This is a genomic window from Azospirillum rugosum (assembly GCF_017876155.1).
Lineage (GTDB): Bacteria > Pseudomonadota > Alphaproteobacteria > Azospirillales > Azospirillaceae > Azospirillum > Azospirillum rugosum.
The window spans coordinates 143,424-166,730 of sequence record NZ_JAGINP010000001.1 but is presented as its reverse complement, the minus strand read 5'-3'; the positions used below and the strand labels follow the sequence as shown (position 1 = coordinate 166,730).

General features: G+C 68.3%; 23 protein-coding genes. 7 read left to right on the top strand and 16 right to left on the bottom strand.

Annotation, left to right across the window (positions count from 1 at the left end; all coding sequences use genetic code 11):
- Positions 1 to 32: 32 nt before the first annotated feature.
- Positions 33 to 1,685, bottom strand: coding sequence for an AMP-binding protein (locus J2851_RS00780; protein WP_209762419.1), 1,653 nt, complete (start codon positions 1,683 to 1,685; stop codon positions 33 to 35).
- 394 nt (positions 1,686 to 2,079) lie between these two features.
- On the bottom strand, positions 2,080 to 2,613 hold the full coding sequence (locus J2851_RS00775; protein ID WP_209762416.1) for an acyl-CoA thioesterase family protein: 534 nt from the start codon (positions 2,611 to 2,613) through the stop codon (positions 2,080 to 2,082).
- Positions 2,614 to 3,292: 679 nt separating this feature from the next.
- Between J2851_RS00775 and J2851_RS00770 the strand changes: the two genes are divergently transcribed.
- Positions 3,293 to 4,093, top strand: a complete 801-nt coding sequence (locus J2851_RS00770; protein WP_209762413.1) for a response regulator — start codon at positions 3,293 to 3,295, stop codon at positions 4,091 to 4,093.
- 24 nt (positions 4,094 to 4,117) lie between these two features.
- Here the strand turns inward: J2851_RS00770 and purU are convergent, their stop codons facing one another.
- Positions 4,118 to 4,984 (bottom strand): formyltetrahydrofolate deformylase, encoded by an 867-nt coding sequence (purU, locus tag J2851_RS00765; RefSeq protein WP_209762410.1) that lies wholly within the window; start codon positions 4,982 to 4,984, stop codon positions 4,118 to 4,120.
- A 129-nt stretch (positions 4,985 to 5,113) separates the two neighbouring features.
- Between purU and J2851_RS00760 the strand changes: the two genes are divergently transcribed.
- On the top strand, positions 5,114 to 5,536 hold the full coding sequence (locus J2851_RS00760; RefSeq protein WP_246500331.1) for a hypothetical protein: 423 nt from the start codon (positions 5,114 to 5,116) through the stop codon (positions 5,534 to 5,536).
- Positions 5,537 to 5,673: 137 nt separating this feature from the next.
- On the opposite strand, the gene J2851_RS00755 is transcribed toward J2851_RS00760, so the two are convergent.
- Complete coding sequence (locus J2851_RS00755) at positions 5,674 to 5,826, bottom strand: hypothetical protein (protein ID WP_209763786.1); 153 nt, start codon at positions 5,824 to 5,826, stop codon at positions 5,674 to 5,676.
- A 364-nt stretch (positions 5,827 to 6,190) separates the two neighbouring features.
- On the opposite strand from J2851_RS00755, the gene J2851_RS00750 reads away from it, so the two are divergent.
- The 3 genes from J2851_RS00750 (at position 6,191) to J2851_RS00740 (ending at position 9,181) form a co-directional block, all read left to right on the top strand.
- A complete protein-coding gene (locus J2851_RS00750; RefSeq protein ID WP_209762408.1) occupies positions 6,191 to 6,994 on the top strand; it encodes an N-acetylmuramoyl-L-alanine amidase family protein in 804 nt (267 codons plus the stop codon).
- Positions 6,995 to 7,196: 202 nt separating this feature from the next.
- On the top strand, positions 7,197 to 7,745 hold the full coding sequence (locus J2851_RS00745) for a BON domain-containing protein (protein WP_246500330.1): 549 nt from the start codon (positions 7,197 to 7,199) through the stop codon (positions 7,743 to 7,745).
- Between the two features lie 23 nt (positions 7,746 to 7,768).
- A complete protein-coding gene (locus J2851_RS00740; RefSeq protein WP_209762402.1) occupies positions 7,769 to 9,181 on the top strand; it encodes a hypothetical protein in 1,413 nt (470 codons plus the stop codon).
- Between the two features lie 105 nt (positions 9,182 to 9,286).
- Here J2851_RS00740 and J2851_RS00735 read toward each other — a convergent pair whose 3' ends face one another.
- From J2851_RS00735 to rpoZ, 11 genes are all read right to left on the bottom strand, one after another.
- Entirely contained in the window at positions 9,287 to 10,291 is a 1,005-nt protein-coding gene (locus tag J2851_RS00735) for a YcjF family protein (RefSeq protein ID WP_209762399.1), read from the bottom strand.
- Between the two features lie 190 nt (positions 10,292 to 10,481).
- Positions 10,482 to 11,894 (bottom strand): YcjX family GTP-binding protein, encoded by a 1,413-nt coding sequence (locus J2851_RS00730; RefSeq protein WP_209762396.1) that lies wholly within the window; start codon positions 11,892 to 11,894, stop codon positions 10,482 to 10,484.
- Positions 11,895 to 11,967: 73 nt separating this feature from the next.
- Positions 11,968 to 12,939 carry a GTPase Era gene (era, locus tag J2851_RS00725; protein ID WP_246500329.1) on the bottom strand — a complete coding sequence of 324 codons (972 nt, stop codon included), beginning with the start codon at positions 12,937 to 12,939 and terminating at the stop codon, positions 11,968 to 11,970.
- A complete protein-coding gene (rnc, locus tag J2851_RS00720; protein ID WP_209763637.1) occupies positions 12,932 to 13,657 on the bottom strand; it encodes a ribonuclease III in 726 nt (241 codons plus the stop codon). The genes era and rnc overlap by 8 nt, the downstream gene beginning before the upstream one ends.
- 70 nt (positions 13,658 to 13,727) lie before the next feature.
- Positions 13,728 to 14,498, bottom strand: coding sequence for a signal peptidase I (gene lepB, locus J2851_RS00715; RefSeq protein WP_209762393.1), 771 nt, complete (start codon positions 14,496 to 14,498; stop codon positions 13,728 to 13,730).
- Positions 14,495 to 14,950: a holo-ACP synthase gene (gene acpS, locus J2851_RS00710; RefSeq protein WP_209762390.1), complete on the bottom strand. Its 456-nt coding sequence runs from the start codon at positions 14,948 to 14,950 to the stop codon at positions 14,495 to 14,497. Before acpS ends, lepB begins: the two co-directional genes overlap by 4 nt.
- The gene (locus tag J2851_RS00705) at positions 14,947 to 15,699 is read right to left on the bottom strand and encodes a pyridoxine 5'-phosphate synthase (RefSeq protein ID WP_209762386.1); all 753 of its coding nucleotides are present in this window, start codon (positions 15,697 to 15,699) and stop codon (positions 14,947 to 14,949) included. The genes acpS and J2851_RS00705 overlap by 4 nt, the downstream gene beginning before the upstream one ends.
- Positions 15,700 to 15,843: 144 nt before the next feature.
- A complete protein-coding gene (purT, locus tag J2851_RS00700) occupies positions 15,844 to 17,013 on the bottom strand; it encodes a formate-dependent phosphoribosylglycinamide formyltransferase (RefSeq protein WP_209762383.1) in 1,170 nt (389 codons plus the stop codon).
- Between the two features lie 236 nt (positions 17,014 to 17,249).
- The gene (locus J2851_RS00695; protein WP_209762381.1) at positions 17,250 to 17,660 is read right to left on the bottom strand and encodes an HIT family protein; all 411 of its coding nucleotides are present in this window, start codon (positions 17,658 to 17,660) and stop codon (positions 17,250 to 17,252) included.
- 36 nt (positions 17,661 to 17,696) lie between these two features.
- Positions 17,697 to 19,868, bottom strand: a complete 2,172-nt coding sequence (locus J2851_RS00690; protein ID WP_209762378.1) for a RelA/SpoT family protein — start codon at positions 19,866 to 19,868, stop codon at positions 17,697 to 17,699.
- Positions 19,869 to 19,956: 88 nt separating this feature from the next.
- Complete coding sequence (rpoZ, locus tag J2851_RS00685) at positions 19,957 to 20,403, bottom strand: DNA-directed RNA polymerase subunit omega (RefSeq protein ID WP_209762375.1); 447 nt, start codon at positions 20,401 to 20,403, stop codon at positions 19,957 to 19,959.
- A 310-nt stretch (positions 20,404 to 20,713) separates the two neighbouring features.
- Between rpoZ and J2851_RS00680 the strand changes: the two genes are divergently transcribed.
- Positions 20,714 to 21,301 carry a LabA-like NYN domain-containing protein gene (locus tag J2851_RS00680; protein ID WP_246500328.1) on the top strand — a complete coding sequence of 196 codons (588 nt, stop codon included), beginning with the start codon at positions 20,714 to 20,716 and terminating at the stop codon, positions 21,299 to 21,301.
- A gap of 32 nt (positions 21,302 to 21,333) precedes the next feature.
- Here J2851_RS00680 and J2851_RS00675 read toward each other — a convergent pair whose 3' ends face one another.
- Complete coding sequence (locus tag J2851_RS00675) at positions 21,334 to 22,362, bottom strand: esterase-like activity of phytase family protein (RefSeq protein WP_209762372.1); 1,029 nt, start codon at positions 22,360 to 22,362, stop codon at positions 21,334 to 21,336.
- 249 nt (positions 22,363 to 22,611) lie between these two features.
- On the opposite strand from J2851_RS00675, the gene J2851_RS00670 reads away from it, so the two are divergent.
- The gene (locus J2851_RS00670; RefSeq protein ID WP_209762369.1) at positions 22,612 to 23,304 is read left to right on the top strand and encodes a sensor histidine kinase; all 693 of its coding nucleotides are present in this window, start codon (positions 22,612 to 22,614) and stop codon (positions 23,302 to 23,304) included.
- Positions 23,305 to 23,307 lie beyond the last annotated feature (3 nt).

Below are 23,307 nucleotides of genomic sequence, written 5' to 3'. Positions count from 1 at the left end.
GTCACGCCCGGCCCCCGGTCAATCCTACAGTGTCAGTCCGCGTCATCCACCCACTCGCGCTGGCGCAGCTTGTAGCGCTGGATCTTGCCGGTTTCCGTCCGGGGCAGATGGTCCAGGAACTCCACCGCCCGCGGGTACTTGTAGGGGGCGATGCGGTCCTTGACGTAGCATTGCAGCAGCTCCGCCAGGTCGTCGCTCGGCCGGACGCCGTCCCGCGGGACGACGAAGGCCTTGGGAATGGTGCCGCGCAGCGGGTCCGGGGCAGCGATGACCGCGCATTCCTCCACCGCGTCGTGACGCAGCAGCACGTCCTCCACCTCCAGGCCGGAGATCTTGTATCCGGCCGACACGATCAGATCGTCGGTGCGGGCATGGTACCAGAAGTACCCGTCCTCATCCATGTGGAAGGCGTCGCCGGTCAGGTTCCAGCCACGCTGGACATAGCCTTCCTGCCGCGGGTCGTCCAGATAGATGCAGCCGGTCGGCCCGCGCACGGCGAGGCGACCGACCTGGCCGGGCGGCAGCGGGGTCAGCGTGTCGTCCACCACGCAAGCCTCGTAGCCCGGCACCACCTTGCCCGTGGCCCCCGGCCGGACGTCGCCGGGCCGGGCGTGGAGCACGGCGTTCAGCAGCTCCGTGGTGCCGAAGCTGTCCAGGATCTCGATCCCGGTCAGGGCCTTCCACCCCTCCAGCGTCGTGGCGGGCAGCGGCTCCCCGGCCGAGACGCAAGCGCGCAGGTTCCGCAACCCTTCGACCGCCGATCGGTCCGCCTCCAGCTGGGCGGTCATGGCGCGGTAGACGGTCGGCACGGTGAACATCACCGTCGCCTTGTGCCGAAGTGCTGCGTCCAGAAGCCGCTCCGGCGTGCCGCGGTCCAGCAGGATCACCGACGCGCCGGCCCGCAGCGGGAACAGAAGCATCCCGCCCTGCCCATAGGCGAAGGCCAGCGACGGCGTGCCGCAGAACACGTCGTCCGGCGTCGTGTGCAGGATCGATTGCGGCGACAGGTCGGCGACGGCCAGCAGGTCGCGGTGGTAATGGGCGGTGGCCTTCGGCTTGCCGGTGGTGCCCGAGGTGAAGGCGATCAAGGCGATATCGTCGCCGGCGGTGTCGGCGGCGTCGAAGACCGGCTCGGTCCGCGCGATGCGCTCCTCAAGGTCGCCGCCGTTGAAGGTCAGGATCGGCAGGCCGTTCGGCACGGCCTCGTTGGCGTAGGCCGCGCGGGCGTGGACGAGTTCCCCGAGGAAACGGACGTCGCAAAGCGCCAAGTTGACCGCCGCGCGGTCGAGAATGGCTTCCAGTTCCGGCGCCCGCAGCAGGGGCATCGTCGGGACCACCACGCCGCCGGCCTTCAGCACGGCGAGCCAGCAGGCCGCCAGCATCGGCGTGTTGGTGCCCCGCACCAGCACCCGGTTGCCGGGCACAAGGCCGAACTCCTCCACCATCACCCGCGCGATGCGGTCGACCGTGTCGCGGAAATGGCCGTAGCTCCACACCGTGTCGGTGCCGATCACGCAGGGGCGCGCGTCCCAGCCCCGGTCCCGCCAGACGTCCAGCAGGGCAACGGCCGCGTTCAGCCGGTCGGGATAGGTGAGTTCCGGTCTGTCGAAATTGAATTCGGGAAGTTGCTCCCGTGGGGGCAGGCGGTCGCGGGTGAAGGTGTCGATGTGACCGGACCTGACCATGCCCTAATTCCCTCCCCCGCACGCCGCGTCCAGCGATCCCGGGAGCCCCGCCGGCGCCTGCGCCCGGCGGCAAAGCCGATCGATGCCATGGGCGGCACCCTGCCCCGACCGTTGCCGTCCGGCGCCATCGGCCCGGCCCGGCCCAACGATCCACGCGTTCCCGATCGGCCCGGGCGCACGCCCGGCGGCCGCGGTGGCGGAACCCTTCATGGTCTGTCTCCACTCCCGGTGGGAGGCATCCGCGCACACGGTGCCCCCTCTTCGTATGAAAGCTTACTGTAGTGCGGGACTCGGCCTTTGAGCCATGCAAGGAATGAATGGTTGATGCACAAGCAATGGTCATTTGCGTCAGACGTGGGCGAGTATCGACCCGCCCGCGCGAATTTCGAACAGATCAGCCCGCGCTGAGGTAAAGGTCGATCTCGCCCTGCTCCATGACGTGGGCGGTTCCATGGATGATCCCGTTGGCGATCTGGATGATCCGGTGGATCATCGCCACCGAGGTCTGGCAGTCCGCCCGCAGCTTGTCGTCGGCCCCCTCCTCGATGTCGGCGCCGATGCGGGACAGGGTGTGGCCGATGACCTGATGGGCCTGGGCGATCGTGTCCTCGAAGGGCCGCTTGAACTTGGCCGGCACGTGCCCATAGGCCTCGATCGCCAGTTCCTTGTCGGAGAAGCCGCTGTCGCGGAAATGCTCCTGGTAGCTTTTCGGCTGCCAGATGCGGCACTCCTCCAGCATGTCGGGCATGTCCGGGACCATCTCGATCAGCATCACGATTTCGTTGAAGTGATTGAGGTAATCCGTCGCCAGAAGCGTCTTGTCGGAAATGTTGGTGCCCTTGACGCGCTCGCGCCACGCCTGAAAATCGGCCAATTCGTCCGGCTGAATGCCGTCGAAGACGGACGGGGCGGGATCTGGGTCTGCCATACGCGGTTCCAGGGCGGTGCGGGGGGTGTGGACGGCCACGGCTCTCACACCGCCGACGCGCGACACCCGGAAGCAGTCAGTAATACCCCTGAAATCGGTGCGCAAGTCCGTGAACGCAATTCGCCCCTCGCTTGTGATAAAAAAATACCGCCGCTGCGTTCCCGGGTCGGGTGCAGCCGGCGGCATCAGGGACTGGCGGTTCAGGGAGGAATCACACCATTGCCCCGATGAACACCCCGATTTCCCGTTTGGTTCCCGGCCCTTCGCATGCGCCTCATGCGACGGGGCCGGGAACCAAACGCAGGCGGCCAAAAAAATCGCGCCGCCACCGGGACCGGTGACAGCGCGCGCAGTCTTGGGAACACTCGCCATAAAACCCCATCGCGATCTCTCGGCGGGGGAGATCCCAGACTATGGACCGAGTCTTTCCCAAGCGTTAAGGACAACAGAGGTCACAGCCGGGGCGCGATCGGATGGAGAGTCACTCCTCCCCAATCAGCGACAAGACGTACCCCGATGCAGCTATCACCAATATCCCTTTAGAACTCACTCCTGATATGGCGCAGTTCGCGCCATATGTACGTAACGTCGTGAAGGCCCGAGACCCAGCACGAACACATCCTGAAGAATCGCGGCGGTGTCCACCGAACCGCTCTGCCAAGAAGGTACGGGGAGAGTCATGGATCAAAACACCCGCCACCTCATGGAGCATTTGCCCTACCTGCGCCGCTACGCTCGTGCCCTGACCGGCACCTCGGTGCAGGGCGATGCCCTGGTGACGCGCACCCTGGAATGGTTTCTGGAGAGCCCGACGGGCGGGGCCGCCGAGGACCTGTCGCGCGGGTCGCTGTACCGCCACCTCAACCAGCTGCAGGACAGCGCCGGGCCGAAGGAACGCGCGCCGGTCACGCCGCACCCGGTGGAAGCCGCGCTGCACAGCCTGGACGAGATGGACCGCCGGCTCTACCTGCTGGTCAACCTGGAGGACCTGCCGGTCGCCGACGCCGCGGCGGTGCTGGGCATCCCGCCGGAGGAGGCGGTGGAGCGCCTCAACCACGCGCGGGAGAGCGTGCGCGCCAAGCTGGCCGCCGTGATCCTGATCGTCGAGGACGACGCGATCATCGCCTTCGACCTGGCGGAGACGGTGCGCGGCATGGGCCACACCGTGTGCGGCAACGCCGCCACCATGGACGAGGCGCTGACGCTGGCCGCCAAGCACACGCCGACGCTCGCCCTTATGGACATCCGGCTGGCCGAAGGCGACAACGGCATCGAGGTGGCGCGGGAGCTGCGCCGGCAGCGTTTCCTGCCGGTGATCTTCGTGACCGCCTTCCCGAACGAGCTGTCCAAGCGCGGGCTGGACCATCTGGGCCCGGTCATCCCCAAGCCCTTCAACCGCGAGCAGATCGAGCAGGCGATCACCCGCGCCGTCTTCACGCCCCACCCGGAGGACGCGAGCGTCGCCGGAAAGCCGCACTGACCGCGGCTGAACCGGCCTTTCCCCTTACTTGAAGACGACGGTCTTGCTGCCGTTCAGCAGGACGCGATGCTCGATGTGGTAGCGCACGGCCCGGGCCAGCACGACGTTCTCGATGTCCCGCCCGATGGCCACCAGGTCGTCGGGCGTCATCGTGTGGTCCACGCGCTCCGCCTCCTGCTCGATGATCGGCCCCTCGTCGAGGTTCGACGTCACGTAATGGGCGGTGGCGCCGATCAGCTTCACGCCGCGGGCGAAGGCCTGGTGGTAGGGCTTGGCGCCCTTGAAGCTCGGCAGGAAGGAGTGGTGGATGTTGATCACCCGCCCCGCCATGCGCTCGCACAGCGCCGGCGACAGCACCTGCATGTAGCGGGCAAGCACCACCAGGTCGATCTTCTCCTCCTCCGCGATCTCCAGCAGCTTGGCCTCCTGCTGGGCCTTGCTCTCGCCGCTCACCGGAAGATAGTGGAACGGGATGTTGTGCCAGGCCGCGAGCTGGTAGAAGTCGCGGTGGTTGGACACGATCGCCGGAATCTCGATCGGCAGGTAGCCGTTGTGGTACCGGTAAAGCAGGTCGTTCAGGCAGTGCCCGAACTTCGACACCATGATCAGCACGCGCTGGCGCCGGCCGGCGTCGTGCAGCTTCCACGTCATGGAGAAGCGCTGCGCCACCTGGTCCGCGAAGGCGGCCTCGATCTCGGCCTGGGACGGCCCGCTGGGCGCCGCCGCGAAATGGATGCGCAGGAAGAACAGCCCCGACGTGCGGTCGCCGAACTGCGCGCTGTCGATGATGTTGCACGACCGCTCCGCCAGGAAGCCGGCCACCGCGAAGACGATGCCCACCGTGTCGGGGCAGGAAATCGTCAGGATGTACTCGGAACCGGTATCGGACATGCTCACCTACCACTGCGGACAGCCACCTCGCGGGCGCACTGCGTAGCACGAACCCGGGGGCGATGCACCCCACAACATTGGCACGCACGATCCGGCCGGTGCAGGTTGCAGCTTTTGGTAAAGGATTCCATGGCACACTGGGCGCTTCGACGGCGGGAGGTGACCATGGGCATGGGCGGCAAGATCATCGGCGAATACGCCAAGGGCAAGGTGGACAAGCTCCTGACACCGGAGGCCGCGGAGAACACGTCGCGGCACCGCATCATGCATTTCCTGGAAACGATGGAAGCCGCCGTGCTGGAGGCGAACTGCGAGGTCATCGGCCGGGAGATTCCGCACCTGAACCAGGAGTCCTTCCTGCGGATGGCCGTCCGCGTGGCCGAGCTGCGGGCCGACTACATCCGCGCCGGCATGAAGGTCGCGGAGGCGCGGCACCCCAACACCGCCGCCATCGACGAGCTGGCGCGCGTCCGCCGGGCCTATGAGGAGGTGCTGGCCGTCTTCGAAGCGGCCGAGCGGGTCATCGAGCGCGGCTACGTCAAGTTGTCCTGACCCAGGACGCGCAGTTGCCGCAAAGCAAAAACCCCTTCCCCGCCAAAGCGAAGAAGGGGCCCAGGAGTGTCGGCTGTCCGGTTCGGCGCCAACTCGACTGGGCCGATTCTTCAGACGCGCAAACCCTCCGCGATCGGTCAGACGTCGCGAAAGTGTTCCAGTTCCCGGCTCAGGTTCGTCGCCTGCTGCTTGAGCGCAACAAGGCGCCCCACGTCAGGGGTCTGGCGCTGCTCTTCCTTTTCGAGTTCGCCTTCGACCTCGCGCTGCTCCTGCCGGATGATGTTGAACAAGGCTTTTCTCAACATCGTCACCTCCCGAGCTTATTGCTAAAATTTTAGCGCTTTCGGAGAGTATCTTCAAGCAATGGGTTCGAAGAGTCGAATCCTCATCCGGCCATGTACCAGCGTATGAATATGTTCCGGGGACATTTGGCGGGGGTACCACCGCCGACCTTGACAACACTTTGTCGCGACATCATTGGTTAACGCGGGCTTGACGCTGGCGCCCGCCCTCCGCCGCCCCCCTCCGTCGCCCCTCGGCGCCGGTGGTTTCGGCCGCTCCGTCCAGGATGGGACGCCGGACCCGAACGGATGGCCCGGACGGCAGGCCCGGGCAGCGGATTGCGGCGGATGGCCGGGATGGGTGTTGGGGCGCATGGACCGAAGACGATTTCTTCAGCTTTCCCTGACCGTGCCGCTCGCCGGCGCCGCCGGGCTGCTGCCGGTCCCGTCGCTGGCGGCGGGCGCCAAGGCCGCGAATCGCCCGGCGCCGCGGCCGCGCATGATCGTGCTCGATCCGGGCCACGGCGGCATCGATCCCGGTGCCATCGGGACCCGCGGCACCCAGGAAAAGGAGGTCACGCTGGACATCGCGCGCGAGGTGGCGCGGCTGCTGTCCGGCCGGCACCGGCTGGGTGCTGCGCTCACCCGGTCCGACGACCGGTTCCTGGAATTGCAGGAGCGCGTCGACCGGGCGCGCGAGGCGCGGGCCGACCTGTTCGTTTCCATCCATGCCGACAGCGCCCCGAACCGGGAGGCGCGCGGCCTGTCCGCCTACACCCTGTCGGAGAAGAGCTCCGACGCCTTCGCCGCGTCGCTGGCACAGCGCGAGAACGCCGTCGACCGGCTGGGCGGGATCGACTTCAAGGCGCAGAAGCGGGTGGTCAAGGACATCCTGCTCGACCTGACCGCGCGGCACACGAAGCACGCGTCGCTGGTGGCCCGCCAATCCATCGTGAAGGGGGCCGGGAAGGACCTGCGCCTGCTCGACAACCCGATGCGCGCCGCGAACTTCGCCGTGCTGAAGGCGCCGGAGATTCCCTCCGTCCTCATTGAGACGGGATTCCTATCGAACAAGCTCGACGAGGAAATCCTGCGCGACCCCAAGGCGCGGCGTACCGTCGCACGCGTGCTCGCGCGCGAAATCGCCTCACTCGTCACGCGCGCGCCCTTCGCCTGAACCGCTCCGCCTTCGCGCCTGCGGCGAGTGCAACATTCGTGCATCACCTTGGAACAAAAAGACGATGACGCACACCACTCCCAAGATTCCCCATTGTCAACGCGCCTGCGGCATGACTTTTTCCGGCCGCCCGCCATCGCTGCGGGCCGGGGATCGGAGGCAGAGCGTGTCGGGGTTTGGCCGCCTTTGGGCGCTGGTTGGAATGGCCGCTGTGGCGGGTCTCGCCTCGGGCTGCGCGCCCTTGCTGCTGGGGGCCGCCGGAGGCACGGCGGCCGTCGCGTCGACGGAGCACCGCGGCCTGTCCGGCTTCGCGTCGGACACCGAAATCCAGGCCGAGATCAACCACCTGTGGTTTCAGAACTCACTCGAACTGATGCGGCGCGTCGACATGACCGTGTCCGACGGGCGCGTCCTTCTGACCGGCCGCGCGGCGGACGCGCAGATGCGGCTGGACGCCGTCCGGCTCGCCTGGCAGGCCAAGGGCGTGCAGGAGGTGATCAACGAGATCCAGGTGGACAACGACTCCGGCCTGATGGACAGCGCGCGCGACACCTGGATCTCCACCCAGCTGCGGACGAAGCTCACCTTCGATTCGCGTATCCATAGCCAGAATTACAGCATCGATACCGTCAACGGCGTTGTCTATCTGATGGGTCTGGCCGACAGCCAGGACGAGTTGAACCGCGCCATCGACCACGCCCGTGCGCTGCCCAACGTCCAGCGCGTCGTCAACTACGTCCGCGTCCTCTAGCGCTCCAAGGTCACCGCACCGCCATGGCCCTCCTGCCTGCCCTCCTCCGCCGCACCGCCGCTGCCCTCGCCACGACTCTGTTCCTGGCCGTGGCGGCCCAGACCCTGGTGGTGGTGTCCCTGGCGGTGCTCTCCGTGGTGGCGGGAGGCGCCCGCCCGGCGGCGGCCCAGCAGCCGCCGTTGCAGGAGCAGGGGCCGGCGAACCGTCTGTTCGTCCAGGCCATGCAGATGATCCGGCAGGCCGACAACACCTTCGACATCGCCGAGGAAGGCCGCCTGCTGAAGGAGGCCGACAAGCTCCTCAACGAGATCGTGGTGAAGTACCCGGACAGCGCGCTCGCCGTGCAGTTGGTCACCAACCAGTTCGTCGGCGACTTCGACTTCTACGAGTTCCGGGGCCGCATCCGCGCGCTGGTCTGCAACGAGCCGATGACCTCGCTCTGCTTCCTGCATCGCGTGGGGGAGATGCTGCCGCCGGTGGAGACGCCGATCAGCGCGGCCCGCTGGGACTGGCTGTCGCTCGCCGTCGCCTACAACACCATCGGCGACACCGCCCGCGCGCGGGAGATCATCGCCCCCTTCGTCAGCGCGGTGCGCCGCGGTGCGGCGTCGGACGGCAACGGGCAGGACCTGTTCGTCGCCCGCGCGCTGGCGCTGATGGGGCAGACGCAGCTGGCGCTGGACATCACCCGGCAAATCCCGGAATGCTCGACGCGCATCTACAACCTCGCGGACATCGCCAAGGCCGCGGCGTGGCGGGGTGACGTCAACCTGACCGTCCAGCTCGCGGACGAGGCCAAGGCCTACGCCACCGCCCGCGGCTGCTCCTGGGAGCTGGGTCTGGTCGCCCAGGCGCTGTTGCGCGCCGGCAAGGAGGCCGCGGCCCGCACCCTGTTCCTGAACACGGTGGAAACCCAGTTCTCCAAGTTCCGCGAGACCAAGGGCGACTGCTGCCCGCCCGAGCTGGCCGTGGCGGCGGCGGAGCTGGGCGACACCAACCTGGCGCTCGGCCTGCTGCGCACCGTGCAGGACGAGAATCCCTGGACCATCCCGGCGGTGCTGGGCCGGCTGGCGCGGCGCACCGACGCCTCCGTGGCGCTCGCCTACGCCGAGCAGGTGCAGGACGTCGACATCCGCGGCGAATCCTTCGCCGAGCTGGTCGAGGCGGCCGTGAAGCGCGGCGACCTGACCAGCGCAAACGAGCTGATGAAGCGCCTGAACAAGCTGGTGGACGACGCCGCCGGCAAGCGGCCCGGCTTGTTCGCCCAGAAGGCCAAGGCCGAAAAGGTGCTGTACCCGGACGACCGCTGGCGCAAGAGCTTCCAGGCCGCCATCAACGCGTCGGAGCGCGCCAGCAACTTCGTCCGCCGCGACATCGGCGCGCCGCTGCTGGCCGCCCTGGTGCGGATTGAAACCGGCCTGCCGATGCTGGACTGAGGCTTTTGCCCCGTAGGTTGGGTGGAGCGCCAGCGCAACCCAACAACCTTCGAATTGCAACGCTGTTGCGTTACGCTGCGCTCCACCCAACCTACGGTTTCCCGGTCACAGCACCTGCTTCGGCAAGGACAGCAGCTCCTTGCGGATTTGGCCGAGGCTTGGGCGGTTGGCCGGGCCGAAGGCGATGGGCCGGCAGAGATGCATGGCGGTGATGCCGACCCGCGCGGTCAGCAGCCCGTTGATGACCCCCTGCCCCATCCGCGTGGAGATCGCCGCGGCGATGGAGCCGCCCAGCGCCTCCACCGCCACATGGTGCGCGCTCTCCGCCACGCCCGCGACCGCGATGTTGGCGAGCATCCGGCGCAGCAGCTTCAGCGATCCGACATAGCCCGGCCGCGCGCCGTAGAGCGCCGCGATCTCCCGCACCAGCTTCAGGTTCCGCCACAGCACCACGGCCAGATCCACGACCGCCGCCGGGCTCAGCGCCGTCGCCACCGCCGTGTCGCGCGAGGCCCGCAGCACCGTCTGGTAGGCGCGCCGGTCGAGCGGGGCCAGCACCTCGCGGTCGAGCAGCCGCACGATCTCCGCATCGTCGTGGGCATCGGTGACGTGGTCCTTCACGCGTTGCAGCGCCGGCGCAAGGTCGGCCCGGCCGTCGTAAAGCCGCGTCAGCGAACCGGCGAAGCGTTCGGCCTCTCCGGCCGGGGTTTCCACGGCGGACAGCCGTTCCGCCTCCACCCGCAGCGCCTCGATCTTGCGCAGCCGGCGCAGGGAGCGCAGCTCGCCCAGCAGCATCGCCACCGCCGCCCCGCCGGCCACGGCGACCGCCGAGGCCACCAGCACGCCCAGCGCGATGCTCGTCGCGAAGGCGCGCGTGAACAGGTCCCAGGTGTCGAAGCCCAGCGCCACCAGCACCAGCGCGGCGATCCCGCCGACCAGCCAGCGCCCCAGCCGGCTTTTCGGCCGATCTTCGGCAAGCAGCGCGGGCAGCCGCTCCGCAGCCGCCCCGGCAATGATCGCCTCCTCCTCCACCGCGGGGACCGGGACGGCCCGCTCCGGGTCCAGCTCGATGGGCGGAACCCAGGCGCTGTCTCGTGTGCGCTCGGTCATGATGACCCTCCGGGCGCGTTCTTCCCCTCTCTCGCCCCCGGCGGGAGAGGGAGGGACCCGCGCCGAAGGCGTGGGAGGGTGAGGGCAAGGTCTTCCCGAGAAACCAAGCCCTCACCCTCCCACTTCGTGGGCCCCTCCCTCTCCCGCCGGGGGCGGGCGAGGGGACGTGTGCCAGCGTCGCGAAGCACGGTCATTCCAGGTAGTCCCCCAGCAGGAACTGCAATGCCTGGTCCAGGCGGATGTGCGGCAGGCCGCGGGTTTCGCGCGCCAGGTCGGCGGGGGGCTGGAAGGCCATGAAGTTGTAGGGCCGCTCGCGGCCGGGCGGGAAGTCGGCGTCCTCCGGGATCTCGCCGGGGTACAGCACGGTCGGCCGGTCGCGCCCGATGGGCACGCCGCGCACGCAGCGCAGCTGCCGCCCCTCATGCTCGCTGACCACCGTTTCGGTGGACTTCAGCGCGGCGATGGCCATGGTTTCCACCTGCGCGCCCTCGAACCGGATGCCGGAGCGCGCGTCCGACACCAGCCGGTCGAGCAGGTGCCGCAGGCTGTTGTGCTGGTGGGAGGCGACGTGGTCGGCCTTGGTCGCGGCGAACAGCACGCGGTCGATCTTCGTGCCCAGCAGCCAGTCCAGCCAGCCGCTGCTGCCGTGGCGGAACGGTTCCAGGCTCAGCTCCAGCGCGCGCTTCATGTCGGACATGCCGGCCGGGCCGGAGTTCAGCGCGCCCAGCACGTCGATCAGCACGATCTGCCGGTCGAGCTTCGCGAAATGCTCGGCGAAGAAGCCGCGCACCAGCGTCTTCTTGTAGGCCTCGTAGCGGTCCTCCATCAGCGCCCACAGGCTGCCGCGCCCGCGCCGGTCGCCGGGCAGCGGGCAGAAGGTCAGCAGGGGCGCGTTGGCGAGGTCGCCGGGTTCCACGAAGCGGCCGGGCTGGATCAGGCTCAGCAGGTTCTCCGACCGACGGCAGGCGTGCAGGTAGTCCGTGTAGAGCGCCGCCCCGCGCCGCGCCTCCTCCTCCTCGGCCGGGGCCGCCGGATCGATGGTGGCGAGCCAGCCGCGCCAGCTCTGCGACAGCTCATCGCGCGGCGGCCGGCCAGCGAGGTCGAGCGTAAGCGCGCTCCACTCCGCAAAGGATTGGTGCAGCAGCGGCAGGTCGAGGAGCCACTCGCCGGGGTAGTCGATGATGTCCAGGTTCAGCGTGGCGACCGGCTGGATCGTGCGCTTCAGCACCGCGTTGGGGCGGTAGCGCATCGACAGGCGCAGCTGGCTGATGCCCCGCGTCCGCTCCGGCCAGTGGGGATCGGGGCCGGTCAGCGCCGCCAGATGGTCCTCCAGCTCGAAGCGCGGTACGTCGGGGTCGGGCTGCGGCCGAAGGCGGGAGGCTTGGAAGCGCCCCGACGACACCACGTCCAGGAAGGGCAGCCGCCCCGCCTTCAGCAGGTTGTCGACCAGCGCCGTGACGAACACGGTCTTGCCGGCACGGCGCAGGCCGGTGACGCCCAGCCGCACGTCCTGTTCCAGGATGCCGCCGGACACCAGATCGCCGGCCCGCCCCAACAGGCGCGAACCGGCGTCGTACAGATCGTTGATGAGGGGAAGGCGCAAGGTCGAACGGCATCCGCGCAAGTGAACGAATGCCCTCTATATGGGATACGGATCCGCTTGCGTTAGGCCCGCGTCAGGATGCCCCGAAATCCAGGCCCCAGGCCTCGTAGCGTTCCGGGTCGTTCTCCCAGTTCTCGCGGACCTTGACGAACAGCATCAGGTGGACGCGCTGCTCCAGCATCTCCTCCAGCTCGGTGCGCGCGGCCTGCCCCAGCGCCTTGATGCGGGCGCCCTGCTTGCCCAGCACGATGGCCTTCTGGCTCTCGCGCTGCACGAACACGACCTGGGAGATCTTGACGGAACCGTTCTCGAACTCCTCCCACTGCTCGGTTTCGACCGTCGCGGCGTAGGGAAGCTCCTGGTGCAACTGCTGGAACAGCTTCTCGCGCGTGATCTCCGCCGCCAGCAGGCGCATGGGCATGTCGGAGATCTGATCCTCCGGGTAATGCCAGGGGCCCTCGGGCATCCGCGCGGCCAGGAAGTCGCGCAGGTGCTCCACGCCGTCCCCGGTGGAGGCCGACAGCATGAAGATGTCGGTGAAGATGCCCTCGCTGTTGAAGCTCTCGGCGAGGCCCAGCAGCTTTTCGCGCGGGACGAGGTCGATCTTGTTCAGGATCAGGATGGCCTTGCGCCCCTGCTCCTTCAGGCGGGCGATGATGCCGCGCGTGTCGTCGTCGATGCCGCGGCGCGACACGTCGTACAGCACGCCGACCAGATCGGCGTCCTCCGCGCCCTGCCAGGCCGCCTGTACCATGGCGCGGTCCAGCCGGCGCTTCGGCTTGAAGATGCCGGGCGTGTCCACGAAGATGATCTGGCTGTCGCCGGCGATGGTGATGCCCAGCACGCGCGTGCGCGTCGTCTGCACCTTGGAGCTGACGATGGACACCTTGGACCCGACCATGGCGTTCAGCAGCGTCGACTTGCCCGCGTTCGGCGCGCCGACCAGCGCCACGAAGCCGCAGCGCGGGTTCTCCGGCATGCCGCCGCCTTCGGCCTCGTCGCCGTCGTTGTCCATGTCCTCAAACTCGTCGTGACCGTCAGTCATCGACCTGCACTCCCAACTTGCGCAGCAGCTCGCTTGCCGCCTGCCGCTCCGCGACCCGCTTGGACGGGCCGACGCCGATCACCGGCTCCATGCCCTTCAGGTGAACAGAAATGCGGAACAGCGGTTCATGCGCCGGGCCGCTCTGCTCGATCAATTGATAGGTGGGCAGCGGCCGCCCGTGCCCCTGCGCCCATTCCTGCAACGCCGTCTTGGAATCGAGCGGCGGCGGTTCCGCCCGGTCGATCTGGCGGGCCCAGGCGGTGCGGATGAAGGTCCGCGCCTTGTCCATGCCGCCGTCCAGGTACAGCGCCCCGATCACCGCCTCGCAGGCGTCGGCCAGGATCGTGCGGTTGTTGCGCCCGCCACCCTGCGCCTCCGCCGGCGACAGGCGCAGGTAGCGCCCCAGCCCGATGGCGTCGGCGACGCGCCCCAGCGCCTCCCGCCGGACCAGCGAGACGTGCCGCTTGGCCAGCGCGCCCTCGCGCTCGTTCGGGAAGCGCTCCAGCAGCCATTCCGCGATGACGAGGCCGAGCACCCGGTCGCCCAGGAACTCCAGCCGCTCGTAATTCAGCCCCGGCCCCTGCTCCGGCCGGCCGGAGCCGCGCGTCGTGCGTTCCAGCCCCATCAGGCTGGGGTGCGTGACGGCGTCCGCCAGCATCCGCACGTCGGCGAAGCGATGGCCGAGCGCCGCGGCAAGCTCGCCGAGGTCGGCGGCCATCTCAGCCGTTGCGGGTTCCCCCGCGTTGTCCGCGCTCACGTCCTCTGGGCTCACGTTGGTCACCGCGCCCTTACTTCACGCTGTTGAACAGGCGGCTGAAGCGCAGGTCCACCGGCCAGCGCCACACCTCGAAGAAGCGGGTCCCGTCTTCCAGCGAGAAGAACAGGAATTCGGCGCGGCCGACCATATTCTCCAGCGGGACATACCCCACCTGCGACGGCACGCGGCTGTCCAGCGAGTTGTCGCGGTTGTCGCCCATCATGAACAGGTGGCCTTCCGGCACCTTGAACACCGGCGTGTTGTCGAGCGGGCCGTTGTCCGACTCCTCGATGATGCGGTGGGTGCGGCCGCCCGGCAGAGTCTCGATGTACTGCGCGACGCGGACCTCGCGGCCCAGCGAATCGCGGGACACGTAATCCTCGATGCGGTCGCGCTTCACCGGCTGGCCGTTGATGTGCAGCACGCCGCCGATCATCTGGATCGTGTCGCCGGGCAGGCCGATCACGCGCTTGATGTAGTCGGTCTTGTTGTCGCGCGGCAGCTTGAACACCGCGACGTCGCCACGCTCCGGCGCGTGGCCGAAGATGCGGCCCTCGAACAGCGGCAGCCCGAAGCCGACCGTGTACTTGCTGTAGCCGTAGGAGAACTTCGACACGAACAGATAATCGCCGATCAGCAGCGTCGGGATCATCGAGCCCGAGGGGATGTTGAACGGCTCGAACGCGAAGGTACGCACGCCGAAGGCGATGATCACCGCGTAGAAGACCGTCTTCACCGTTTCGGCAAAGCCGCCGGACTCTTTGGTTTTTCCAGCCAGGGCTGTGTCTTTGTTCATGGTCATGCGGGGGATGCCGTGGAGGTGTTGATGGGGGCGTCGATCGGTTCGGCGCTGATGATGACGAAGGCCTCCGCCATCGGGTATTCGTCGGTGAGCGTGACGTGGATGCGCGCCTGCATGCCCGGCGGCGTGATCGCCTTCAGCCGGTCCAGCGCGCCGCCCGTCAGCCGCATGGTCGGCTGGCCGGACGGCAGGTTCACCACCCCCATGTCGCGCCAGAACACCCCGTCGCGGAAGCCGGTGCCCAGCGCCTTGGAGCAGGCCTCCTTCGCGGCGAAGCGCTTGGCGTAGGTGGCGGCCCGTGCGCTGTGCCGCCCGGCGGCGCCCGCGCGGCGCTCCGACTTGGCACGTTCCACGTCGGTGAAGATGCGGTTGATGAAGCGGTCGCCGAAGCGCTCCAGCGACTGTTCCACGCGGCGGATGTCGATCAGGTCGTTGCCGATGCCCAGGATCATGCGGTTGCCCCGGCGGCTGCGCGCGCGTCCTTCATGACGGCGCGCATGCGCTGGATCGTGTTGCCCAGCCCGACGAAGATCGCCTCGCCCATCAGGAAATGGCCGATGTTCAGCTCCACGATGGTCGGAATCGCGGCGATGGCGCCCACCGTCTCGTAATTCAGGCCGTGGCCGGCGTGGCATTCCAGCCCGATCGCCTCCGCGTGGGCGGCGGCGCGCACGATGCGCTGCAATTCCGCCTCCCGCTCCGCGCCGGCCGGCGCGTCGCAATAGGCGCCGGTGTGCAGTTCCACCACCGGCGCGCCGAGCGCCTTGGCCGCGTCCAGCTGCGCCGGCTCCGGATCGATGAAGAGGGAGACGCGCACGCCCGCGGCGCCCAGTTCACAGACGTAGCGCTTCAGGTTCTCGAACTGGCCGACCACGTCGAGGCCGCCCTCCGTCGTCACCTCGGTGCGCTTTTCCGGGACGAGGCAAGAGGCGTGCGGCTTGTGGCGCAGCGCGATGCCCAGCATCTCCTCCGTCGCCGCCATCTCCAGGTTCAACGGCAGCCGGATTTCGGCCATCAGCCGGTCGATGTCGGAATCGACGATGTGGCGCCGGTCTTCGCGCAGGTGGGCGGTGATGCCGTCGGCCCCGGCCTCGGCGGCGAGCTTCGCCGCACGCACGGGATCGGGGTGGCGCCCGCCGCGCGCGTTGCGGACGGTCGCCACGTGGTCGATGTTCACGCCGAGGCGGAGAGGACGGGGCATGGGCTCAGGACTCCGATGTCGCACCGCCCCCGCGCGCCCGCGCGGCCGGTGTTCCCGTCTATATAGCGGCGGTGCGGCGTCCCGTCACGCCCCGCCTTCGGCATTCCGGCCCCCGCCCGCAGCGCGGGACGGGGGCCTCTGCGCTCAGTTGTAGCGGATCGTGACGGCCGAGGCGGCCTTCAGCGCCCGCTCCCGCGCGTCGTCGGTGGTCGCCCCGGCGGCGAGCGCCACGCCCATGCGGCGGTTCTTGCGCGTCGTCGGCTTGCCGAACAGCCGGACGTCCACATCAAACTCCGGCGTTCCGACCTTCAGCGCGTCGGCCAGCCCCTCGATGGCGAAGTCCTCCGACTCGCGGTCGGCGAGGATCACGGCGGAGGCCGTCGGGCCGTTGACACGGATGCTGGGAATCGGCAGCCCCAGGATGGCGCGGGCGTGCAGCTCGAACTCCGACAGGTTCTGCGACAGCAGGGTCACCATGCCCGTGTCGTGCGGGCGCGGCGACAGTTCGGAAAAGACCACCTCGTCCTTCGTCACGAAGAACTCGACGCCGAAGATGCCGTAACCGCCGAGGTTGTCCACCACCCGCTTCGCCATGTCCTTGGCGTCCGCCAGCAGGCGATCCGTCATGGCGACGGGCTGCCAGGATTCCTGGTAGTCGCCGCGTTCCTGCCGGTGGCCGATGGGCTCGCAGAACAGCACGCCGTCGCGGGTGCGCACGGTCAGCAGGGTGATCTCGTATTCGAAGGCCACGAATTCCTCGACGATGACCTTCTTGCGGTCGCCGCGCATGTTCGCCACCGCGTAGTTCCAGGCGGCCTCAAGCTCGTCGGCCGTGCGCACGGTGCTCTGCCCCTTGCCCGAGGAGGACATCACCGGCTTGATCACGCAGGGCAGCCCGGTGTGCTCGGCGCCGGCCTTCACCTCCTCCAGGCTTTCGGCGTAGCGGTACTTGGAGGTGCGCAGGCCCAGTTCCGTCGCGGCGACCTCGCGGATGCGGTCGCGGTTCATGGTCATGGTCGCGGCGCGCGCGCTCGGCACGACCGTCAGGCCGGCGTCCTCGAACTCGTGCAGCACCTCGGTGCGGATCGCCTCGATCTCCGGCACGATGAAGTCCGGCTTGTGCTTGGCGATGGCGGCGCGCAGCGCGGCCTCGTCGAGCATGGAGAACACCTCCGCCGCGTCGGCCACCTGCATCGCCGGCGCGTTGGCGTAGCTGTCGCAAGCGATCACCTCGCAGCCAAGCCGCTTCGCCGCGATGACGAACTCCTTGCCGAGTTCCCCGGAACCGAGGAGCAGGATTTTGGCCGTGAACATGCTGGAACTCCTGAAGGGGCGCGTGCTGCGGGTCGAAAGGCGGACAAACTAGCGCCGGCGGGGCGCGCCGTCACGCTCTTGTCTGTGTGGAAATGTTGTCGCGTTGGGCCCCCACCCTAACCCTCCCCCACCTTCGGCGAGGGAGGGAACTCCGCCACTTCGCGACCAAGCCCCTCCCCCCGCGAAGTGGGGGGAGGTTGGGAGGGGGGCCCAGCGCAACCACTCCCCACCCCCACTCACCCCACCACGATCCGCGTCGCGAGCGCCTTCAGCTCCTCCATCGGCGGGTTGCTGCGCGGCCAGACGAGGTCGGCGCCGTCGTTCGCGTAGCGCGGAACCACATGGACATGGATGTGCGGCACCGTCTGCCAACCCGCCGGCTTGTTGGCCTGGAGCAGCGTGATCCCCTCCGGCGAGAAGGCCGCCTGCACCGCGTGCGCGACCTTGTGGACGGTGCGGAACAGCGCCGCGGCCTCTTCCTCCGTCACGTCCAGGATCGTCGGGGCGGGCCGCTTCAGCGCGACCAGCACATGGCCGGGGTTCACCTGCCCGGCGTCCATGAAGGCGAAGGTCTGGTCGTCCTCATAAACCTTGGCGCAGGGAAGCTCTCCCGCGATCAGGCGGCTGAAGATGGTGGGCGTCGACATGATTCCTCCCGAACGATTTTCGGGAGTATAGCGCCCTCACCGCCCCCGCGCGCGGTCCACGGAGTTGATCGCCGGGGTCGCGCGCAGCGCCGCCATGATGTTGGTCAGGTGCTTGGCGTCCTTCACGTCGATGTCGATCAGCAGCTCGAAGAAGTCGGTGTTGCGGCTGGTGATCTTCAGGTTCGTGATGTTGCCGCCGTTCTTGCCGATCACCGTCGAGAGCGTGCCGAGCGAGCCCGGCTCGTTGGCGACCACCAGCGTGATGCGGCCGACATGCTCCTCCGGGTTGTCGGGGCCGATGTCCCAGGCGACGTCGATCCAGCGCTCCGGCGACTCGTGGAAGCTTTCCAGCGTCTCGCAGTCGATGGTGTGGATGGTGACGCCCTTGCCCGTGGTCACGATGCCGACGATGCGGTCGCCCGGCAGCGGGTGGCAGCAGCGGGCGTAGTGCACGGCCATGCCGGGGATCAGGCCCTTGATCGGCAGCGGCGCGTTGTTGCCCTTGACCTTCGGCTTGGGCTTCGGCACCGAGATGGCGTTCTTCTCGTCGCCTTCCTTCGGCGTGGCGACGTGCGGCTTGTGGCCGGGGAAGACGGCGTGGAAGACCTCGCGGCCCGAATGCAGGCCGGAGCCGACGCTGGCCAGAAGGTCGTCGGCGCTCGGCTGCTGGAAGATCTTGACGACGCCGTCCAGCGCCTTTTCCGAGAACTCGTAGCCTTCCGCCTTGAACTGGCGCTGCAGGATGGCGCGGCCGAGTTCGATGTACTGGGCGCGCTGCTGGGTGCGCAGGAACTTGCGGATGCGCGCCCGCGCCTTGCCGGTGACGACGAAGCGCTCCCACCCCGGAACCGGCGTCTGCGCCTTCGAGGTGATGATGTCGACCTGGTCGCCGTTCTGCAGTTGCGTGCGCAGCGGCAGCATGCGGCCGTTGATCTTGGCGCCGACGCAGTGGTCGCCGACCTCCGAGTGCACGGCGTAGGCGAAGTCCACCGGGGTGGCCCCGCGCGGCAGCGCGATCAGGTCGCCCTTGGGCGTGAAGCAGAAGACCTGGTCCTGGAACAGCTCCAGCTTGGTGTGCTCCAGGAACTCCTCGGGCTTCTGCGCGTGCTCCAGGATGTCCAGCAGCTCGCGCAGCCAACGGTACTCGCGCCCCTGCTGGGTGCGCTGCTCGCCCTGCTTGTAGGCCCAGTGCGCGGCGACGCCGAGTTCGCAGATCTCGTGCATGTCGCGGGTGCGGATCTGCACCTCGATCCGGTTGCGCTCCGGACCGATCACGCCGGTGTGCAGCGAGCGGTAGCCGTTGGGCTTGGGCGTGGAGATGTAGTCCTTGAAGCGCCCCGGCACGACCGGATAGTGGGCGTGGATGATGCCCAGCGCCTGGTAGCACTCCGCCACCGAATCGACCATGACGCGGAAGGCCATGATGTCCGACAGCTGCTCGAAGCTGACGTTCTTGCGCTGGAGCTTGCGCCAGATCGAATAGGCGGTCTTCTCGCGGCCGGAGATGGCGACGTTGGGCAGCCCCTCCTCCGCCAGCCGCTCGCGCAGTTCGTCGATGATGCGCTGGACGCGGTTCTCGCCTTCCGAGCGCAGGCGGGCGAGCTGCGCCAGGATGCTGTCGCGCGCGTCGGGGTTCAGCTCCGCGAAGGCCAGATCTTCCAGCTCGTCCTTGACCTGGTGCATGCCGATGCGCTCGGCCAGCGGGGCGTAGATTTCGATGGTTTCGCGGGCGATGCGCTTGCGCTTGTCCGGGTTCTTCAGGTGGAACAGCGTGCGCATGTTGTGCAGCCGGTCGGCCAGCTTCACCAGGAGGACGCGGATGTCCTCCGACATGGCCAGGACCAGCTTGCGGAAATTCTCGGCCTGCTTGGCCTGTTCGCTGTGCAGCTCCAGGCGCGACAGCTTGGTCACGCCGTCGACCAGCCGCGCGATCTCCTTGCCGAAGAGCTTCTCGATGTCCTCCAGCGTCGCGACCGTGTCCTCGACCGTGTCGTGCAGCAGCGCGGTCGCGATGGTCCCGGCGTCCAGCTTCAGCTGCGTCAGGATGCCGGCGACCTCCAGCGGGTGGAGGAAGTAGGGGTCGCCCGAGGCGCGGGTCTGCGACCCGTGCGCCTTCATGGAGAAGACGTAAGCGCGGTTGAGCAGATCCTCGTCGGCCGAGGGGTCGTACGCCTTGACGCGCTCGACAAGCTCATATTGCCGGATCATGTCACCGGACCCGGCGCAGCGTGCGCCTTGCTAGCGTGTAGACTGAAAGGGGGCCTTGCGGCCCCCGATCCATGGAGAGCGTCCAGCGTCAGAGGTCTCCGTCCGCGTCGCGGCCGACGACGTCGTCCTCCGTCATGCCGAAGGCCGCTTCGGGGTCGGCCTCCATGTCGGACAGCATGTCCTCGCCCTCGCCAACCTCCTCGGCGTCGCTCATCGCGTCGTCGTCGTCCAGGGAGTTGTCGCTGCGCGCGGCCCAGTCGTGCTCGCCGGCCATCAGCTCGACGATCTCCTCCTCGGGCTCGTCCGGCTCGACGTGCTTCTGGTGGCCCTTGATCAGGGCGTTCTTCAGGAACTCCAGCGACACCGTCTCGTCCGCGATCTCGCGCAGGGCAACGACGGGGTTCTTGTCGTTGTCGCGGTCGATCGACAGCGGCGCGCCGGACGCGATTTCGCGCGCGCGCTGGGCGGCCATCATCACCAGTTCGAACCGGTTGGGGACCTTGAGGACGCAATCTTCGACGGTAACGCGGGCCATACCAAACCAACTCCGGCATCTTCTGAAGGCAGTTGAATATATTGATGCCTCCGCGCGGGCGCAAGCGGTTCGAGCCATGTTCGGCCCCGCCGCCGTAATCCTCCCGCATCACTCCGCCCGCATCATTGCCTCCACCGACAACCCCTTGCTCCGAAGAAGGCCAAGCCCTAATTTCTAGTTAGGTGAAACGCATTTTGGCGTGTGCCGGCAATATAATACAATCCCTTGTGGAAGGAATACGACATTGGAGCGCAATACGACTTTGCCGAAGGATGTTACGAAGCTGTTTTATAAGGAAGAACGGCTGGCGATGTTCATCGACGGCGCCAACTTGTACGCCGCCGCGCGCGCCCTGGGCTTCGACATCGATTACAAACGGCTGCGCGACGGATTCGCCTCCGAAGGGCGGCTTGTCCGGGCCTTCTATTACACCGCGCTTGTGGAAGACCAGGAATATTCGCCGATTCGGCCGCTGGTCGACTGGCTCGACTACAACGGCTACACCATGGTGACCAAGCCGACCAAGGAATTCACCGACGCGTCCGGCCGCCGCAAGATCAAGGGCAACATGGACATCGAGCTGGCCATCGACGTGATGGAGATGGCCGAGCATGTCGACCACATCCTGCTCTTCTCCGGCGACGGCGACTTCCGCCGGCTGGTGGAGGCGGTGCAGCGCAAGGGCGTGCGCGTCAGCGTGATCAGCACCGTGCGCTCCCAGCCGCCGATGGTCGCCGACGAGCTGCGCCGCCAAGCCGACAACTTCATCGAGCTGCAGGACCTCGCCCCCAGCATCGCCCGCATCCATCACCACCGCGACCCGATGATGAACACGGGCGGCATGAGCACCAACGACCACGGCGCCCAGGCGCCGAACAACCTTTACGACAACCTGTAAGTCTCGACCGCGCGGCGCTGCCCCAACCGGGCTCAGCGCCGCGCCACGGTCGGCCGCAGGGCCGAGTCCGGAAGGCTGAACATCGCGAGATAGGTCCGCTGCAGCGGGCTCCGGTTGTCGTCGGACACGATGTAGACCAGCGTTTCGCCCGCCGCACCCGGCCGCACCGCGATCCCTTCGAAATTGTCCACCAGCAGCGGCGGCTCCAACCGCGCAAGCTCGACGCCCTCCACGATGGCGCCGGGCCGCAGCGATTCGGCCGGCACATGGACGATCCGCGCCGCCCATCCGCCCAGCAGGGACACCCGGCGTTCCAGCACGAGCACGCTTCCGTCCGGCAGCGCCGCCGCCCCCGTCGGGCGGAAGCGCGGGGCCGCGCGGTAGGTCAGCCGGTGCCAATCGGCGCGCGAGGCGATTCGCGCGTCGCCCAGCCAGGCCGGACGTTCGCGCACCCCGTCGTCGTCTCCTTCCTCGATGGCGAGCAGGCCGCCGTTCGGCAGCGCCGTCAGCGCCTCGATCCCGCCGTTGGGCGGCGCGTCCTCCAGCCCCGGCGGAGTCGGCAGCCGCGCCGGCGCGCCGTCGGGATGGCCGGGCCCGCCGGCATAGCGCAGGATGCGGTGGTTGCGCTCGAAGGACACCAGCCAGGCGCCGTTCGGCAGGCGCGCGATCTCCTCCGAGTCGTTGCGACGCCCGCGATAGGCGGGGTCGTCGTCTAGCGGCAGGGCATGGACGGCGATGTCGGAGGCCGCCGCCAGGTACCCGGCGCCGTCATAGGACAGACGTCCACCGACGGTCCGGCCGGTGTCGCTGACCGCCAGGAAACGGCCGCCGTCCGGGCTGACCCACAGGCCCGACAGCCCGCCGTGGACGGCGTTGTCGGACAGTTCCAGGGCGCCGCGGAACTTCAGCGCGCCGACCTCGGCGACGGCCGGGCGCTCCGGATCGAGGCGGACGGGATGGGATGGGGCGGACGGCCCACGGCCGCTGTCCGCCAGCACCGCGCAGCCGCCGGCGATCGCCAGGGCCGCAAGGCACGAAGCAAGGAGGAGACGCTTTCGCATGGCCGGCACTCAACCACGGGCGGCGGCGGCTGCAAACGCCTTTTCCGTCGTGCCACGACTTAGCTGGCCGCCCGTCCATCCGGGCGACTGTAACCCGCGGGCCGCATCACCTGTACGGCCGGCCCCCTTCGAACGATCGGACTATGCGGCCCGGGGTACTTCCTCAGAACCAATTCGAGAGTGGGTCGAAGCGCATAAATTGTTGTGGACCCAAGAAAAACGTCACTGGCTCCAACCGAGAAGCGCGTAATGCTCATTCATCCCCGGTACCAGCCGGTCGCCCTGCCACCGGATCGCCCCGCCACCGGTCCGGAAGCGCCGGACGATCCGCTCGCCGCGCGGATCCGGGAGCTGGAATCCGAGCTGCGCGAGTTGCAGCATCGCGCGAAGAACAGCCTTCAGTTGGTGATTAGCCTGCTGAAGTTGCAGACCGGCCGCATCCGCGACCCGGACGCCCGCGCCGCCTACGAACAGACGCTCGTCCGAATCGAGGCGCTGGCCATCCTCTACCGGCAGCTCCATGAATCGGGCACGGGAACGCATGTGGACCTCGGCCGCTACGTCGAGGCGCTGGCCGACGCGGTGAAGCACGGCACGCCCGGCGGGCTTGCCAACGTGCCCATCGAGGTGAAGAGCGACCCCATCCAGATCGGCCTGTACGAGGCGATGCCGCTGGGCCTGATCACGGCGGAGCTGATCACCAACAGCCTGCACCACGCCTATCCGGAGCAGGGCTGGATCAACGTGTCCATCTCGCAGGAGGCCAACGGGCGCGCGCGGCTGATCGTGGAGGACAATGGGCGCGCCCTGCCCGCCGGATTCGACACCACCGCCGAGGATGGCCTGATGCTGGCCGAAGCGCTGGCCGCGCAGCTGGGCGACACGCTCAACACCGAGAGCGACGCCACCGGCACGACCGCCAGCGTGTCCTTCCCGGTCTAACCG